This is a genomic window from Desulfoluna sp. HI9BLuna, from assembly GCF_056829775.1.
Genome location: NZ_CP186555.1, coordinates 69862 through 86833, shown reverse-complemented (window position 1 = coordinate 86833; position 16972 = coordinate 69862). Strand labels below are relative to the sequence as shown.

Here is a 16972-nt window from a genome sequence, read left to right as displayed (position 1 = left end):
AATGGGTGCACTCGACCCGTGACATATCCGGGCCTCGGACAGGGTGCTTCATTCTTCTATTCTAAAAAAATCGGTGTTACTCGCTGGACTTGGGTGTTGCGGGACAGGCAAGCTTTGGGTCGTGTTGACGTATACCCTACATATCCCATGTGGCAGGCTGGATGTCAAATCGAATTGCTCACCAAATCAGTGGGTTCGTAGCGTAGGGGGCGGCCCGGCTCCCCGTTTGACGGGTTCGTTCCTTTTACTTCGCTTCAATTTGCGGAGGGTTTTTCAGGTCCGGTCGGGGTGAGAGAAATGGGTCGGATGTTCTTCAGGGCTGGCGGAATGTTCACAAATAGTGGATAGTGGTGCGTCCAGGGGGAACATTCTTTTTGCCGGTGTGGTGAAAAAACCGATGCAATGAAAGCGGTTTGGAAAATCGTGTCGGCTTTAAGGGTGGGCGGCAGGTTTTTTGCTGTGATCAGGCCAGGCGTTCGTGTCGCTGGATGTGTGGCCGCGGCAAACAGACCCGTCGCTGGCCGATGATTTACGAGCCCATGGCAAGCCCGGGTTATGGTGTTATCAAGGTGACCACATCGGTGCAGGTCGCCGGGGGAACGGGGAATGAATGGTATGAATCTGAAGTGGTGTGTGGCGGCTGTGGGAGCCGTCTTGTGCCTGGTCATATGTTGCGGCGCTGCGTTCGCCGGTCGGGATGGCGCGGCCTCCCCGGAGCGGATGACCCTGCGGCTCCTCATCTGGGATGGATACGCTCCCAAGGCGGTTCAGGACACCTTTGTGACGTATGTCCGGAAAACCTACGGCGTGGATCTTGCCTTTTCCATTACGTATGCCTCCAACCCCGATGATTTTTTTGATGCCCTGCGAAACGACAAGGTGGACCTGATCTCCCCTGCCCACAACCTGCCCAAGGATTTTCGGTACAACCTCACCACCAACGGCCTGACCCTGCCCATTCGGCTGGAAAACATCCCTAATTATGCGCATCTCGTCCCGGAACTCTACCGTCAGCCCTGGGCCATGGAAGGGGGCGACGTGTATGCGGTGCCCGTGGTGCAGGGGCCTTACGCCCTGGCGTACAACACGGCCCTGGTGCGGAATGAGCCCACCAGCTGGCGGGTGTTCTGGGAGCCTGCCTGGAAAAGAAAATTCATGGTCCACAAGGATTACTACGAGCTGAACGTCTATATTTCCGCTTTGGCCCTGGGCCACCGAAGCCCGGACATTTTCCGCTTTGACGCCATCAAGGGAAGGCCGCTGGAGGAGAAGATCGACTACCTTGCAGCCGAGTCCGCTTCGTTCTGGCAAGGGTTTGACAAGCCTGAAAACTATCGGGGGCTGGCCCTTTCCACCACCTGGCGGTGCATGTTCCCGACGGCGGACGACGCCTTTGACGGATGGCGCATTGCGGTCCCCGAAGAGGGCACCCCCTGGTGGGTGGATGCCATGCTCATTAGTCATACCCTGAAAAAGAAGCCCCTGTTGCGCCGCATTGCCGAAGAGTGGATCAATTATCTGCTTACCGATGAGGTACAGACCCGGTCCATTGCCATGGAACTTGGGACCTATCCCGTGACCCGCAAAGGGCTTTCAGACTATGTGGCCTCCCTTCCGGACACGGCGTCCGGGGACACCTTGAGGCTCTTGCTGAAGAAGCGGATTCCCTGGCAGATCCTGGAGACCCGGGATCGCAATGCCTTTAAATTCTTATGGAGCGAGGCCATGAAGACGAGACCGTCTGAATGGGCCGGGGAGGGGCGATGAGGCCGTTTCACAGCGAGTCGGGCAAGCAGACCTCCCTGCGGTCCGATTTTATCTATGCGTTTTTCATGGTCTTAGGGGTCACCTGCATCATCGTGACCATCATCGACTGCTACATGGTCTACGTGCGGAACACCCGCATGCTGGAGAAAAATGCGGGGAGCACCATGGAAAGGGCTGTGAAGACCCTGGAGCAGCCCCTCTGGCACTACGACGTGGATTTTATCCGGACCTTTGCCGATATCCTGGCCAACGACAGCAGCCTGGTCCACCTGGAGGTCTTTGACGAGCAGGGCAAAACCCTGGTGGTCAAAGACCGCACGGGAGACGCCCCGGCCACGGCGCGTATCCGCTGGGAGCTTGATCGCACGGTGAGCTACAACGGCAAGGGCATCGGCCGGGTGGTCATGACCTTTACCAACAGCGATGTGTGGCGGCTCACCCAGCAGATGATTTTTTCCGACCTTGCCATCATGTTTTCAGCCCTTTTTGCGGTGGTTGGCACCACCTGGATCCTCCTGAACCGACAGATCTTAAAGCCCTTGGGGGTGATGGAGAAAGCCTTTCACCGGATCTCTGCAGGGGATTATTCCAGGCGGGTGCGATTGAGGAAAAACAACGAGCTCTCGGTCATTGCCCATGAGTTCAACACCATGGTGGAGCAGGTGGCCCTGCGGGACAGCAGGATCCGGGAAAGCGAGACCAATTACCGGAACCTGGTGGAGGGAACAACGGATATTATTTTTCGAACCAATCTCGATGGTTGTCTGGTTTATATGAACCAGAACTTTGAGAAATGGACCGGCTTTCATGTGACCGACTTTCTGGGCGTACCCTTTTTCGAACTTCTTGCCTCGGGATACGGGGCGGATGACTTTGAGCAGCTGAAGCAGGGCGCCTTTGAGGGCAGGACCAACCTGCATGAAATCCAGCTGATCAAGGCAGACGGCTCCCTTATTCATATGGAGCTCAACATCACCATCCAGAAGGATTTCGACGGCAGCCCCATGGGGGCCATGGGCATTGCCCGGGACATCACGCGGCGAAAGCACTCGGAAGACGAGTTGCGGAAATACGAGCAGATGGTGGCCGCCTCCAGCGACTGCATGTGGCTGGTGGACAGGGCTCTTTCCATGCAGGCGGTGAACAAGGCCTACCTGCTTGCCACGCGTCGGGATCGCTACGAGCTCATCAACCGGCCCGTGGCTGAGGTACTGGGTGAGCCCCTCTTTGCAGAGCATGTAAAACCCTATCTTGAGGCCTGCCTTTTGGGAAAGAACGTCCGGCACAGGGCCTGGGTAGGGTTTCCGAAGCGGGGGCTTCGTTTTGTGGATTTTACCTTCTACCCCAGCTTTGATGCGGCGGGGGCCGTGAGCGGGGTGGTGGTCAACGAGCGGGACCTTACCGAACAGAAGACCCTTGAGACCAAGCTCCAGCAATCCCAGAAGATGGAGGCCATCGGCACCCTGGCAGGGGGCATTGCCCATGATTTTAACAATATCTTAGGGGGGATTATCGGGTACGCCGAGATGATAGAGATGTTTGACGTGGAGGGCAACGACCGGGTGGCCGTGCGCATCGAGCACATCCTCAAAGGAGCGTACCGGGCCCGGGAGCTTGTGGACCAGATCCTCACCTTCAGCCGTCACGGCGAGCAGGAGAAGAGCCAGCTCTCCCTGTCCCCCATCGTCAAGGAGAGCCTGAAGTTCCTGAGGGCATCCATTCCGTCCACCATCCGTATCTGCGAGAAGATCGACTGCCCCGACGATGCCGTGGTGGCCAACGCCACCCAGGTGCATCAGGTGCTGATGAACCTGTGCACCAACGCATCCTACGCCATGCATGAGAGGGGCGGGACCCTCACCGTCTCGTTGTGCAACGTGGACGTGGACACGGATCAGGCCTGGGGCCTCTCCGGGGTGCTCCCAGGGCCCCATGTTCAGCTCTCGGTTGCGGACACGGGGCCTGGCATCGAACCCGAGGTGATCGATCGGATTTTCGATCCGTTTTTTACCACCAAGCAGACCGGGGACGGCACGGGCATGGGCCTTGCCGTGGTGCACGGCATCGTCAAGCACTTCAATGGAGCCGTTACGGTGAGTTCCGAGCCTGGGGAGGGGGCCGCCTTTTACGTGTTGATCCCCGCCTGCCCTGATGCCGGGGAAACAGTGACGGAGGAGGCCCGCGTGACGATGTCCCGGGGGCGTGGGAAGATCCTTTTTGTGGACGACGAAGAAGAGCTGGTGAGCTTCAGCTCGGAGATCCTCTCCCACCTGGGATACGACGTGGCGGCAGAGACCTCCAGCATCCGGGCCCGCAGGCGGTTCATGCAGGATCCCGGAGCCTTTGACCTGGTCATCACGGACCAGACCATGCCCGAAATGACGGGGTTTGATCTTGCCCTGGAGGTGATGGCCGTGAGGCCCGAGTTGCCTGTGGTGCTCTGCACTGGGTTCAGTTCCTCCCGGCTGGAGGAGGAGGCCCGGGCCGCGGGCATACGATGTTTTATGAAAAAGCCCATCGGGGCGCGACAGCTGGCCGACCTGGTCTCCCGGGTGCTGCGCCGCGAGCCGGTGGCATGATGGATCAGGTCTCCGGGCAGGAGGCGAAGTGGGAACCGGATACCGGAGGAGTAAGAGATGTCCAATGTATTGATCATAGATGATGACCTGCAGATGTGCACCATGCTGTGCGACCTTGTCCACCATATGGACCATGAAGCGGCCTACGCCCAGACCCTGGCCGATGGGCTGCGACTGGCCCTTTCCGGCGGGTTTGACGTGGTCTTCCTGGACGTGCGCATGCCCGACGGCAACGGCCTTGAGGCCATGAAAGAGATTCTGGAGATCGACTTTCCGCCGGAGATCATTGTCATGACCGGCATGGGCGATTCCGATGGTGCGGAGCGAGCCATCCGAAACGGGGCCTGGGATTACATCCAGAAGCCCCTGTCCCCCAAAAAGATCATCCAGCCCCTGGACCGTGTGCTCCAGTACCGGGACAACATCCGTACCGCGGCCCGGCCCGCCAGGACCCTCAAGCGGGCGGGGATCGTCGGGAACAGCCACCAGGTCCAGGAGTGCCTGGACACCGTGGCCAAGGCGTCCCAGAGCCTCTCCAACGTGCTGATCACCGGGGAAACCGGTACGGGCAAGGAGCTGTTTGCCCGGGCCATCCACGCCAACAGCGGACGCTCCCGGCACCGGTTTGTGGTGGTGGACTGCGCGGCCCTGCCCGAAACCCTGGTGGAGAGCGCCCTGTTCGGCCATGAGAAGGGCTCTTTTACCGGGGCGGACAAGGCCGCCGAAGGGCTGGTGGGCCTTGCCAACGGAGGCACCCTGTTCCTGGACGAGGTGGGGGAGATGAACCTTAACCTCCAGAAAGCCTTTTTGCGGGTGCTTCAGGAGCGGCGCTATCGTCCCGTGGGGAGCAAAAAGGAGGTGGAAAGCGATTTCAGGCTGGTGGCTGCCACCAACCGGAAGCTTTCGGACATGGTGAGGCAGGGCCTGTTTCGGGAAGACCTGCTCTATCGACTCAACGCCGTCTCTCTGACCCTTCCCCCTCTTCGGGAGCGCCTCGAAGACCTGCCCGGCCTGGTGAAGCAGCTCAGCGCCAAAGTGTACGGCGCCCTGGGCATCAAGCCCAAGGAGGTCTCCCAGGATTTCATTGCCGCCCTTGGCAGCTATCACTGGCCGGGCAACGTTCGTGAACTGGTGAACACCCTGGAGTCCTCCATCAGCGACGCCTACTACGAGCCCGAGCTTTTCTCCAAGCACCTGCCCGAACAGATCCGAATCACCATGGCCCGGTCGTCGGTGGCCGAAACCTTCGGAGACCCTGGTAAGGAAAAAGAGTCAGTCTCCGTTGCCGTACCGGTAGACCTACCATCGGAGCCAAAGCCTGCTGCGGACGCCGAGGACGTTTCGGATCTTCCGTTGTCCACCTACAAGGCCTACCGGGAGTCGGTCCTCAACAAGGCAGAAAAAAAATACCTCCAGAAACTCATGAAAGCCACCCGTGGGTCCATCAAAGAGGCCTGCGCCATCTCCGGCCTCGGCCGCACCCGTCTGTACACCCTCCTTAAAAAACACAGCGTGGATCGCATGGGGTGGGGCGTGCAGGCGTAAAACAAGGTGGGGGCACCTTGAAACCCTGTGGCGAATGCATGAAGGCCGTCATTATGCCATGGTTCTCGGGGCATTCGCGTGATGTGTGACATGGGGCAGAAGTCTTTGCAGGGGAGGCCCCTTTTTTTCTTCTGGGCGCTCGTATCGCTCCCAGGCTCTGCCTGGGAGTGTGAATAGCAAGGCTTTGCCTTGCCGGTATGCAAAATCATTCCTTGGGTAGCGTTCGTCATAGGGCCGGGGGTATCGATGGTGGAGGCAGAGCCTCCGAGGGGCATTCCCAGGCAGAGCCTGGGAACGAAAGAAGCATATTGTCATTGCGCTTTGCCCTTCGTTCCTCAGGGCAAAGCGCAATGGCCTTCGGCTCGGGCTACGCCCGACATAAACGCTGCGGGCTGACTTATAAGTTTCGAAGTCACGGGATACGTTGTTACCACTTGTCCATTATCGGTGTAGCCGCAATAATTCCGGCGGGAAGGTGTGCCACCTTTGTCTCGCTCCCAGGCTCTGCCTGGGAGTGTGAATAGCAAGGCTCCGCCTTGCCGGTATGCAAAATCATTCCGTGGGTGGCGTTCGTCACAGGGCCGGGGGTATCGATGGTGGAGGCAGAGCCTCCGAGGGGCATTCCCAGGCAGAGCCTGGGAACGAAAGATAACAGTATCCCGGCAAGGGTTCGGTATTCCACACGGGCGAAGCCCGTCAGGGAATGTGATGAGCCTGAGGAATTCGCCTACGCCCGTGTCTGTGAGTCACCACTCAACCAACGTCACCGGGCTACGGCGCCACAACGAAAGGCGAAAGAGCATTCCCGACCCTGGGGTCAAGGGGCTGTAGCCCCTTGCCGCCGGAGGCTTATTTTCCCCCTATGACTTGAACCGTTCCCTTTCTCCCTTTCCCCTGCACAAGCGTTCATAAAAAGTGAATACATCCGTATCCCTGCCGGACGGACACCGCGCCGGTATCTCATCAGTATTTCTTCTTTGAGTTTAATCTCCTGTAATTCTACTTAAAAAGTCATTTTCTTCGGGTTGGTATGCATTTTGATTGAGGAAGGGGTGTACCTGCAACGGGATGGATGCGTTGCGGGGACCTCAGGCATGGGTGGCGATCGTGTGCAGGGAAGGGGCGCCTTCCGCTCGGCGTGACAGGCAAAGGGGCCGGTCGCACCGGGCCGTGCGTGCACCGGGCCCGGAACGATACCGGGGAGCCGCTTAAAGCATGGAGGGAGCCGGGCACAAAGATTTTCCGACCGCGGGACAGGAACTGCCCCCTCGGTCGTCTTACCCCGGCCCTGACCAACCGTCATGATGAAGTGACACCACAGATCAGGAGAATTGCCTTATGGGAAGCATCGGTACGATTATCATTTACATTATCATGGGGTGTGCCGTCTTAGGCGCCTTTGCCTACATCAAGGACGATGAGAGCGGCCTGGGCCGGGAGTTCATCGAGGGCCTCAACAGCATCGGCCCCATCTTCGTCCCCGTGGCCGGGATTATGGCGGCCACGCCGTACATCTCTGCTTTTGTAAAAACCGTTTTCGGGCCTCTTTTTTCCGCCATCGGAGCGGACCCGGCCATTGCCGCCACCACCTTTATTGCCGTGGACATGGGCGGGTACCAGTTGGCCGAGGTCCTGGCCCAGACCAAGGAGAGCTGGATCATGGCCATGGTGGTGGGCTACATGTCCGGTGCCACCATCGTTTTTTCCATCCCCGTGGGGCTGACCATGCTGGAGAAGAAAGACCACAAGTACATGGCCCTGGGGGTGATGTCCGGGATCCTGAGCATCCCCGTGGGCGTTTTTGTGAGCAGCGCCATTCTCTCGGTCACGGATCTTGCCGTGCGGGGCGTGATTTCGGCCAACGCCGAGTCTGCTTATATCCTCTCGTTAAGTTTCGGAACCATTTTTGCCAACCTGCTGCCCCTGACCATCTTCTGCGTGGCCCTTGCCGTGGGCCTGAAGCTCGCCCCCAAGGCCATGATCAAGGGGTTTCTCGTCTTTGGCCGGGCCATGGGCATCGGCCTGACCCTGGTGCTGGTCTTCTCCGTGGTGGAGTACTTCACCGGCATCTTCTCCACGGTCCTGGGGGGCTGGGGGTTTGATCCCATCATCGCCGACGAGGCCGATCAGTTCCGGGCCCTTGAGATCGCCGGGTACATCGGCATCATGCTCTGCGGCGCCTTTCCCATGGTTTATCTCATCAAACACTACCTGGCCGGGCCCATGGAAGCCGTGGGCGGAAAGCTCGGGCTGAAGAGCGAAGGCGCCGCAGGTATCCTGGCCGCCGCCGCCAACATCCTGGCCATGTTCCGTCTCATCGCCGACATGCGGGCAAAGGACAAGGTGCTGTGCATCGCCTTTTCCGTATGCGCGGCCTTTATGTTCGGTGATCATCTCGCCTTTACCGCCAACTTCCAGCCCAACATGATCCTGCCCGTCATGAGCGGCAAGCTGGCGGGGGGCATTGCAGGCTTCTGCCTGGCCTACATTCTTTCGGTTCCCGCTGCTGTGAAGATCGAACAGGAGCAGGGGGACGAGTAAAAGCGCGCCTCCGGCGGCAGGGGGGCGCCTTGAAATTCTGGGCGAGTGCTTTGGTGACGTGTGTATGAAGGCGTTATCAAGGCATTTGCCATAATCAAGTAAGGAGATACACACGTGAATCTGAGAAGCAAGATCGGCGATAAGGTATTTGCCTTTCAATCGGTCCGCGATGTCCTGGCCAAGGCCAACAACGAGAAATCCGGCGACGCCCTGGCGGGTATCGCGGCGGAGTCCGCCACGGAGCGCGTTGCGGCCAAGCTTTGCCTGGCCAACCTGCAGCTCAAGGACATCTATGAGAACCCGGTCATCCCCTACGACGATGACGAGGTGACCCGGGTGATCTACGACGACCTGAACACCACCATCTACGAGAGCATCAAGAACTGGACCGTGGCCGAGTTGCGCGAAACCATTCTGAAGAGCCGCCGCCAGGGGGACCTGCTGAACATCAGCCGGGGCCTCACCAGCGAGATGATTGCCGCCGCGGCCAAGCTCATGTCCACCATGGACCTTGTGTACGCCAGCAAGAAGATCAAGGTGTCGGCCCATTGCAACACCACCATCGGCCTGCCCGGGACTCTGTCGTTCCGGTGTCAGCCAAACCATCCCACGGATGCCATCGAAGGGATTCTGGCCTCTCTGAAGGAGGGCCTCTCCTTTGGTTCCGGGGACGCCTGCTTCGGGGTGAACCCGGTGGAAGACAACGTGGAAGGGTACTCGCGGGTGATGCGGGCCATCACCGATTTCAGGGATCTATACGAGGTGCCCACCCAGTGCGTTGTCCTGGCCCACATCACCACCCAGATGCAGGCCATGGAAAAGGGCGTGCCCGTGGACCTTCTGTTTCAGAGCATCGCAGGTTCCCAGACCGCTAACGATGCATTCGGCATCTCCGCCGCCATGCTGGGCGAGGCCCGGGACCTGGCCTTGCACCGGGCCACCTCCACCGGCCCCAACGTGATGTATTTCGAAACCGGCCAGGGCTCGGAGATCTCCCTGGACTGCCACCACGGCGTGGACGAGATGACCCTGGAGGCCCGCACTTACGGCCTGGCAAGGCGCTATGCCCCCTTCATGCTCAACAACGTCTCCGGTTTCATTGGCCCGGAGACCATCTACACGGGCAAAGAGGTGATCCGGGCAGACCTGGAGGACCTTTTCATGGGCAAGATGCACGGCCTGCCCATGGGCATCGCCCCCTGCTACACCAACCACATGAAGGCGGATCAGGACGATCAGGAGATCGGCACTATGCTTTGCGCCATGGCCGGGTCCAACTTTTTCATGGGGGTTTCGGGCGGCGACGACTGCATGCTCAACTACCAGGACACCAGTTTCCACGATGATGCGTCCGCCCGGGAGATCCTGGGCCTCAGGCCGGCCCCCGAGTTCGAAACCTGGCTTGAGAAGATGGGTATCATGGAAGACGGCTGCCTCACCGAGGCTGCCGGCGACGCATCAATGTTTGACAAATAGCAAAGGAACCACAGATCAATGAACGAACAGGAACTGATTCAAAGCGTCATCGGCAAGCTGGTGGAGCAGGGAGTGCTTCAAAGCGCCCCTTCGGCAAGGGACAGGGGGGCTGCGCCGGTGGCTTCCACCGGCTCCGGCCTCTGTTCCGGAGACCCCGTGACCCTGCCTCCGCTGGACGAGGTGAAGGTGGACAGCCCCAAAAACATGGCGGCCCTTGAGGCCATGCGCAAGACCACCCCGGCCCGTATCCTCATGGGCCGATGCGGCGCGCGTCAGAAGACCCACTCGTTTCTCCATTTCCAGGCCGACCACGCAGCCGCCGTGGACGCCGTTTTTCTGGATGTCTCCGATGCCTGCCTGGCCGAGAACGGGTTGTTCGGCGTCCAGACCGTGGTGAAGGACAAGGACGAGTACCTCATGAAGCCGGAGCTGGGCAAGCGGCTCAGCGAAGATGCCAAAAAGATGATTTCCGAGCGCTGCGAAAAGGGCGCCCAGGTGCAGATCATCGTGGTGGACGGCCTGAGTTCCACGGCCATTGAAGCCAACATCGGGGACACGGTCCCCGCCCTGATCCAGGGGCTTAAGGCCGAGGGCCTGACCGTGGGCACGCCTTTTTTTGTGAAGTACGGCCGCGTGGGCGTTATGGACGAGGTGGGTGCCCTCCTGGGCTGTGATGTGGTGGTGGAACTGGTGGGCGAGCGCCCCGGGCTGATCACCGCCGAGTCCATGAGCGCCTATATGGTCTACAAGGCTGGCGAGAAAACCGTGGAGGCCGATCGCACCATCATTTCCAACATTCACAAAGGCGGGACGCCCCCTGCCGAGGCCGGGGCTCACATGGCCACCGTGGTCAAGCAGATGCTCGCCCACAAAGCCAGCGGCGTGGCCCTGTCCGAGGCCATGAAAGCGTAAAGGCCATGTCTGAGAGTTCAACCATATCGTCCCTTTATGCTGCTCACCTGAGCGGTACGGCGGAGTCCTCCGCCGCCGAGGTGGTGACCAGCGTGGGCATCGACATCGGCACCACCACCACCCAGTGCGTGGTGAGTCGGCTGACGGTGAAAAACACGGCGCCGGGGACCCTGGTGCCGCGTATGGAGATCACGGACAAGGAGGTGGTCTACCGGAGCGGCATCCATTTCACCCCCATCACCGGGAACAACCTCGTGGATACGGATGCGGTGTTTCGCCTGATCAACGCCGAGTTCACCAAGGCGGGGATCTCCCCTTCGGACATCGACACCGGGGCGGTGATCATCACCGGCGAGACCGCCAAAAAAGAGAACGCCCGCCGCATCTCCGGCGAGATGGCGAGTTACGCGGGCGACTTTGTGGTGGCCACGGCAGGGGGCAAGCTGGAGTCGGTGATCGCCGGGCGCGGGTCCGGGGCCTCGGACTACTCCCGCAGGCATTTTCTCACCGTGGCCAACATCGACATCGGCGGCGGCACGGCCAACATCGGGATTTACCGGAGCGGCAAAGCCATCGACAGCTGTTGCATCAACGTCGGCGGGCGCCTGCTCCGGGTTGACCCGGTTGAGGGGCGGGTGGTCCAGGTGAGCGAGCCCATGGCCCGCGTGCTGGATGACCTGGGCCTTTCCCTTTCACCCGGGGACCGTGTGGACCCGTCGCTTCTGGAGATCCTCTGCCGTCGCATGGCCGAGGTGGTGTCAAACGCCCTGAAGCAAAATCACCTCACCGGCCTGGAGGATGCGCTGATGATGACCACGGCCCTGCGCCTCGATTACCAGGTGGATTGCGTGATGATCTCAGGTGGCGTGGCCGACCATGCCTACACAACAGCCCCATGTGACACTCTGGACGAGATTGCACGCTACGGCGACATCGGTCCCTTGCTGGGGCGTCAGGTCCGGCAGGTGTTCCGGGACGAGGGCATGGAGATGATCCGTCCTGCCGAGACCATCCGGGCCACGGTGATCGGCGCCGGTGCCCAGACCGTGGATGTGAGCGGGAGCACCATTGTGGTGAGCGACGAGCGCCTGCCCATGAAGAACGTTCCCGTGGTCATTCCCTTTGTGGAGGGCATTCCAGACACCCCGGATGAGATGGCCGAAGCCGTGGGCCGCAGTGTTTCCAGCCTCTACGAGGCCATGGACCTGGAGCCCCTTGCCATCGGGATCCAGGGCGGTGGGTACCTCTCCTATAAAAAGGTGCAGGTGCTCGCCCGGGGGCTGCTCTCCGGCCTGGCTCCTCTGATCCGGGCCGGTCACCCCGTGGTGGTGGTGATGGAGCAGGACAGCGGCAAGGTCCTGGGGCAGAGCCTTCGGGCCCTGAACCCCGGTGCCCAGGTTATCTGCGTGGACCAGATCGAGGTGAGCGAAGGGGACTACATCGACATCGGCCGCTCCATGGCCGGAGGCACGGTGGTGCCCGTGGTGATCAAGACCCTGGTGTTCGAGACCCGGCAGTCGTGAGTGGACATGAAGGCAACCTGTCTTTTTATGTGACGGGTGACGCGAAGCCGACGGTACCGGTGATGTGAGGTAGGGTGCGCTTGCGCACCGCCGGATAATCGTAACGATCATGTCCCCGGCTGATATTCAAAGCACATTAAAATGGCAAACCCGCGTTGGGTTTGCGGACACATGATGCGCAAGCAAGCCTTGCAGGATGTCGCATAACAAAAGGGTGAGACGAGTTGATTTAGCTCCTGCGACGCTTATACGACGACCGATTCGTTTCCGTGCAATGACGCATGGTGGTGAGATGTCGCTTCAACCGATGAATGATACCGGCACAGACCGGCAAGGAGGAGAGATATGAAAGGGGATGCCCTGAAGTCCAAGGTACTGAGCATAAAAATGATACCCAACGTGGACCGGGACATGGTTCGGGAGCTTTCGCTTCCCGACGGGCATCGCAGCGTGGGAATGCTCACCTGCGATATCGACGACGTGGGCTACACCGCCATTGACGAGGCCACCAAGAAGGCCGACGTGAAGGTGGCCTACGCCAAGAGTTTCTACGGCGGGGCTGTCAATGCCAACACCAAGCTTGCCGGAGAGTTCATCGCCATTCTCTCCGGGCCGAATCCGGCGGAGGTGAAGAGCGGCCTCAACGCGGCTGTGGATTTCCTGGAGAACGACGCCTGTTTCTACAGCTGCAACGACGACGACTCCATCTGCTACTACGCCCACTGCATCTCCCGCACCGGCTCGTTTCTCTCTGCCGAAGGGGGAATTCAGGAAGGGGAGGCCATGGCCTATCTTATCGCCCCTCCCATCGAGGCGGTGTATGCCGTGGACGCGGCCCTGAAAGCGGCGGACGTGAAGATGGCGGTTTTCTACGGCCCTCCCTCGGAGACCAACTTCGGCGGGGCGCTTCTCACCGGGAGCCAGTCCGCCTGCAAAGCAGCCTGCGACGCCTTTGCCGATGCCGTTCAGCACGTGGCGGACAACCCTTTGAAATACTGATGAGGGGGGGATGCCATGAAGGGTAAGGCCTTGGGCATGATCGAGACCGTGGGGCTTGTTCCTGCGGTGGAGGCAGGGGACGTGGCGGTGAAGACCGCCGACGTCTCCATCCTGGGTTCCCAGGCAGTGGGCGGCGGCCTCGTCTCTGTGTTGATGACAGGGGACGTGGCTGCGGTGAAAGCCTCGGTGGATGCGGGGAGCACGGCGGCGGCACGCCTGGGCGAGGTACACTCGGTGACCGTTATCGCCCGCACCGCAGAAGGGCTGGAGGAGGTGTTGGTCCGGGAGCGGGCACGGCCCAAAAGCGTGCCTGCCGCAAACCCGGGCGAAGGGCTCAGGGCAGAGGCGGCGTGTGACACCGTCCAGGCACCTTTGCCGGGGCCAAGTTTAAAATCAGGTGACGGGAGAACCGATGCAGGGGAACCCGTTGCTCCGGATATGGACGATCTCAAGAAGAAGAAGGTCACCGCGCTGAGGCGGATTGCCCGGGGGATTCCCGGGTTTCCCCTGGCACGGAGCGAAATCAAATACGCCAGGAAAAAAGACCTTCTCGAAGCATTTGTTCAGTACATAACGACATCGGAGTCGTAGGTAGGGAGATACACTATGGTAGACAAGGATTTACTCTCCATTCAGGAAACACGGGCACTGGTTCGAGCGGCGCGGGCAGCGCAGCCCTCCCTTGAACAGGCTGGCCAGGAGCGTGTGGACGCCCTGGTGGACGCCATCGCCGGGGTGGGCGCACAAATGGCCGAAGAACTTGGCAAGATGGCCGCCGAAGAGACCGGCTTCGGCAAATGGCGGGACAAGACCCAGAAGAACATCCACGCCACCGAAAAGCTGGCCGCCTATTACAGGGGGATGAAGACCGTCGGGATCGTCAACGAGGACACCGAAAAGCGAATCGTCGAGATCGCCATGCCCATGGGGGTCATCGCAGGGCTCATTCCTTCCACCAACCCTACGAGCACCACGCTTTATAAGGCCATCATCGCCCTGAAGAGCGCCAACAGCATCGTGTTCTCGCCCCACCCCAGCGCGGTGAAGTGCATCACGGCCACCGTGAACATGATCCGGAGCGCCCTCAAGGCCATGGACCTTCCAGAGGACCTCGTGGGCGTCATCAGCGTACCCACCATGGAGGGCACCGACGAGCTGATGAAGATCTCCGACATGATTCTGGCAACCGGCGGCAACGCCATGGTCAAGGCGGCTTACAGCTCCGGCACCCCCGCCCTGGGCGTGGGCTCCGGAAACGTGCCCGCCTTCATCGAGCGCAGCGCCGACGTGGACGTGGCCGTCCAGAAGATTTTTGCTTCCAAGACCTTTGACAACGGCACCGTGTGCGCCTCCGAGCAGGCCATCGTTACCGAAGCCTGCATCGCAGACAAGGTCAAGGCTAGCGTCATCGCCCAGGGCGGCTACTTCCTGGAAGGGGAGAAGCTGGCCAAGGTCAAGCGCGTCATGGAACGCCCCAACGGCTCCATGAACCCCGCCATCGTGGGCCGCTGTGCAGCCGACATCGCCAAGGTGGCCGGCATTGACGTGCCCGCCGGCACCACCATGCTGCTCTGCGACGAGCCCGGCGTGGGTCTCAAATTCCCCTTCTCCAAGGAGAAGCTCACCGCCCTTCTTGGTTTCTACGTGGTCAACGACTGGCAGGAGGCCTGCGAGCTTTGCTACAAGCTCCTCAAAAACGGGGGCATGGGGCACTCCATGGGGATCCACTCCAACAACGAGACCGTGATCCGCGAGTTTGCCTTGAAAAAGCCCGTTTCCCGCTTCCTGGTCAACACCCCCACCACCCAGGGTGCCGTGGGCATCACCACCAACCTCTCTCCCTCCTTCACCCTGGGGTGCGGCACGGTGGGGGGCAGCGCCACCTCGGAGAACGTCGGCCCGCAGCACCTTTTTAATATCCGGCGCATGGCTTACGGCGTTGATGATGCGGCCACCGTCCCGGCTCGGTCCGGCGATACCGTCGACGTCCAGGCAGTGACCCATATGATCATGGAGCAGCTCAAGAAGATGAGCGCGGTGTCCGGGAGATGAGTGCCCTGGGCGGCATGTTCGCGCCATACAAGGCGTCATGAAAGGGAGACTAAATGAAGAAGAAACTGATCGGCGCCGAGACCGTCATGAACCACGTGACGGACGGCGTCTTCCACCTGAACGAGGAGATCATCCTCACCCCGGCCGCCCGGGACCTGTTACGGGACAACCGGGTGTTGCTCATGGCGGGGACAAGCGCCCACAACCAAATCGCGCCCCTGGCACCTTGCGGTGCCCCGGTGTGCATGAACTGCAGCGAGTGTGTCATGGATAAACAAGAAGTCAATATCGAAGCCTTGATTCGCAAGATCGTCGCCGAGCAGCTCACAGGCAAGGCCGGCGAGTTTGAAAAAATCGTCGACAAAGAGAGCGGGGTGTTTTGCGTCAAAGCCGCAACGGTCACCCCCGAGCCCTTTGACACCGGCAAAAAAGGAGACAAAGTCTTTATCACCGACGTGGCGACCCTGGAAGAGAGCCCCCGTCTCGGCTTCGGCATCATGGAGATGCAGGAAGGCTCCGCCTTTGACTGGACCCTCCGCTACGACGAGGTGGACTACATCATCGACGGCACTCTGGAAATTCTCCTGGACGACCGGAAAGTCACGGCCAGCAAAGGAGATATCCTCTTTATCCCCAAAGACTCCTCCATCACCTTCAGTACCCCGGACTCGGCCCGGTTTATGTTTGTGACGTATCCTGCGGACTGGGCAAATCAATAAAGGGCCAGCTCAATTAAGACAGGGCTGGTCAATAGCAAGTCCGGATATTTCATGGGAAAACGATCGAAACTGTTACCTGGAGAATACTTGGACGTTTGAAAAATGCAAAATGTCATTCATCATTTTCTGGTCGCTTTTCTCACCCTTCGGGAGAGCCGAGTTCACCTACCTTCAGCGCTATCAGAGCTTTTAGGTAAACCATTACATCGGCAGCTTTGATGCCTTAAATATGAATGCACTTGACTTGTGAAATCTCCGGGCGAGGGGCACCACTTGTGTCCTCATGTCAATGGGCTATCCAGTTCTTGTCGCAGCATCCACATCCCCACCATGAAACCAAAAGAAATGGTTTTCGTGTGTGGGGATGTGTGCGTTTTAGCCCGGATATTACATGAAGAAACGAATGCTTCGAATATAAGGCCATTATTAAAAGTTGTTGTTGGTAAAATTGAGATATTTCAAAGCTGCAAAGTGCCATTGAGCGTTTTCTGATCGCTTTTCTCACCCCTCAGGCGAGCCTGTACTTTCTAATGAAATATAAGGAAAAATTTCTATGCCCCCTGTGCCCTGATAATTGATTCGAAGCGGTACCCGATTCCTTTTTTGATTTCGGTTGATGTTCCTTGATAAGTGGCTTTTGAGCCGATTGTAATACTGAATAGAAATAGGTTCGGAATTCTAATTTCTTGAAATTGTATCATTTGTTTGTTGGTGATTTGTAGGTCAAGGAACTTATGACTTGAGAATAATTAATATCTTTTATGAATACAAATTGTTAACGTTGATAATATGAGAAATTCCGTTTTTTTCTTGTTGTTTCATTTGGTGTGTTGTAGGTAATATTGCTGTGTGTCGTTCT

The 16972-nt window shown here is 59.2% G+C and carries 11 protein-coding genes; all 11 read left to right on the top strand.

The window, feature by feature from the left end; translation table 11 throughout:
* The first annotated feature begins 615 nt into the window (after positions 1 to 615).
* Complete coding sequence (locus ACOYW0_RS00115) at positions 616 to 1767, top strand: ABC transporter substrate-binding protein (protein ID WP_482416594.1); 1152 nt, start codon at positions 616 to 618, stop codon at positions 1765 to 1767.
* Positions 1764 to 4346, top strand: coding sequence for a hybrid sensor histidine kinase/response regulator (locus ACOYW0_RS00110; RefSeq protein WP_482416593.1), 2583 nt, complete (start codon positions 1764 to 1766; stop codon positions 4344 to 4346). The genes ACOYW0_RS00115 and ACOYW0_RS00110 overlap by 4 nt, the downstream gene beginning before the upstream one ends.
* A gap of 57 nt (positions 4347 to 4403) precedes the next feature.
* Positions 4404 to 5891, top strand: a complete 1488-nt coding sequence (locus tag ACOYW0_RS00105; protein ID WP_482416592.1) for a sigma-54-dependent transcriptional regulator — start codon at positions 4404 to 4406, stop codon at positions 5889 to 5891.
* A 1338-nt stretch (positions 5892 to 7229) separates the two neighbouring features.
* Positions 7230 to 8432: an ethanolamine utilization protein EutH gene (eutH, locus tag ACOYW0_RS00100; protein ID WP_482416591.1), complete on the top strand. Its 1203-nt coding sequence runs from the start codon at positions 7230 to 7232 to the stop codon at positions 8430 to 8432.
* A 114-nt stretch (positions 8433 to 8546) separates the two neighbouring features.
* On the top strand, positions 8547 to 9908 hold the full coding sequence (locus tag ACOYW0_RS00095) for an ethanolamine ammonia-lyase subunit EutB (protein WP_482416590.1): 1362 nt from the start codon (positions 8547 to 8549) through the stop codon (positions 9906 to 9908).
* Positions 9909 to 9926: 18 nt separating this feature from the next.
* Positions 9927 to 10820, top strand: coding sequence for an ethanolamine ammonia-lyase subunit EutC (gene eutC, locus ACOYW0_RS00090; RefSeq protein WP_482416589.1), 894 nt, complete (start codon positions 9927 to 9929; stop codon positions 10818 to 10820).
* Positions 10821 to 10825: 5 nt separating this feature from the next.
* Positions 10826 to 12343 (top strand): ethanolamine ammonia-lyase reactivating factor EutA, encoded by a 1518-nt coding sequence (locus tag ACOYW0_RS00085; RefSeq protein ID WP_482416588.1) that lies wholly within the window; start codon positions 10826 to 10828, stop codon positions 12341 to 12343.
* A gap of 345 nt (positions 12344 to 12688) precedes the next feature.
* Positions 12689 to 13342: an ethanolamine utilization microcompartment protein EutL gene (gene eutL / locus ACOYW0_RS00080; RefSeq protein ID WP_180141234.1), complete on the top strand. Its 654-nt coding sequence runs from the start codon at positions 12689 to 12691 to the stop codon at positions 13340 to 13342.
* Between the two features lie 15 nt (positions 13343 to 13357).
* On the top strand, positions 13358 to 13933 hold the full coding sequence (locus ACOYW0_RS00075; protein ID WP_482416587.1) for a BMC domain-containing protein: 576 nt from the start codon (positions 13358 to 13360) through the stop codon (positions 13931 to 13933).
* A gap of 15 nt (positions 13934 to 13948) precedes the next feature.
* Positions 13949 to 15394 (top strand): acetaldehyde dehydrogenase (acetylating), encoded by a 1446-nt coding sequence (locus ACOYW0_RS00070; protein WP_482416586.1) that lies wholly within the window; start codon positions 13949 to 13951, stop codon positions 15392 to 15394.
* 53 nt (positions 15395 to 15447) lie between these two features.
* Positions 15448 to 16113 (top strand): hypothetical protein, encoded by a 666-nt coding sequence (locus ACOYW0_RS00065; RefSeq protein ID WP_482416585.1) that lies wholly within the window; start codon positions 15448 to 15450, stop codon positions 16111 to 16113.
* Positions 16114 to 16972 lie beyond the last annotated feature (859 nt).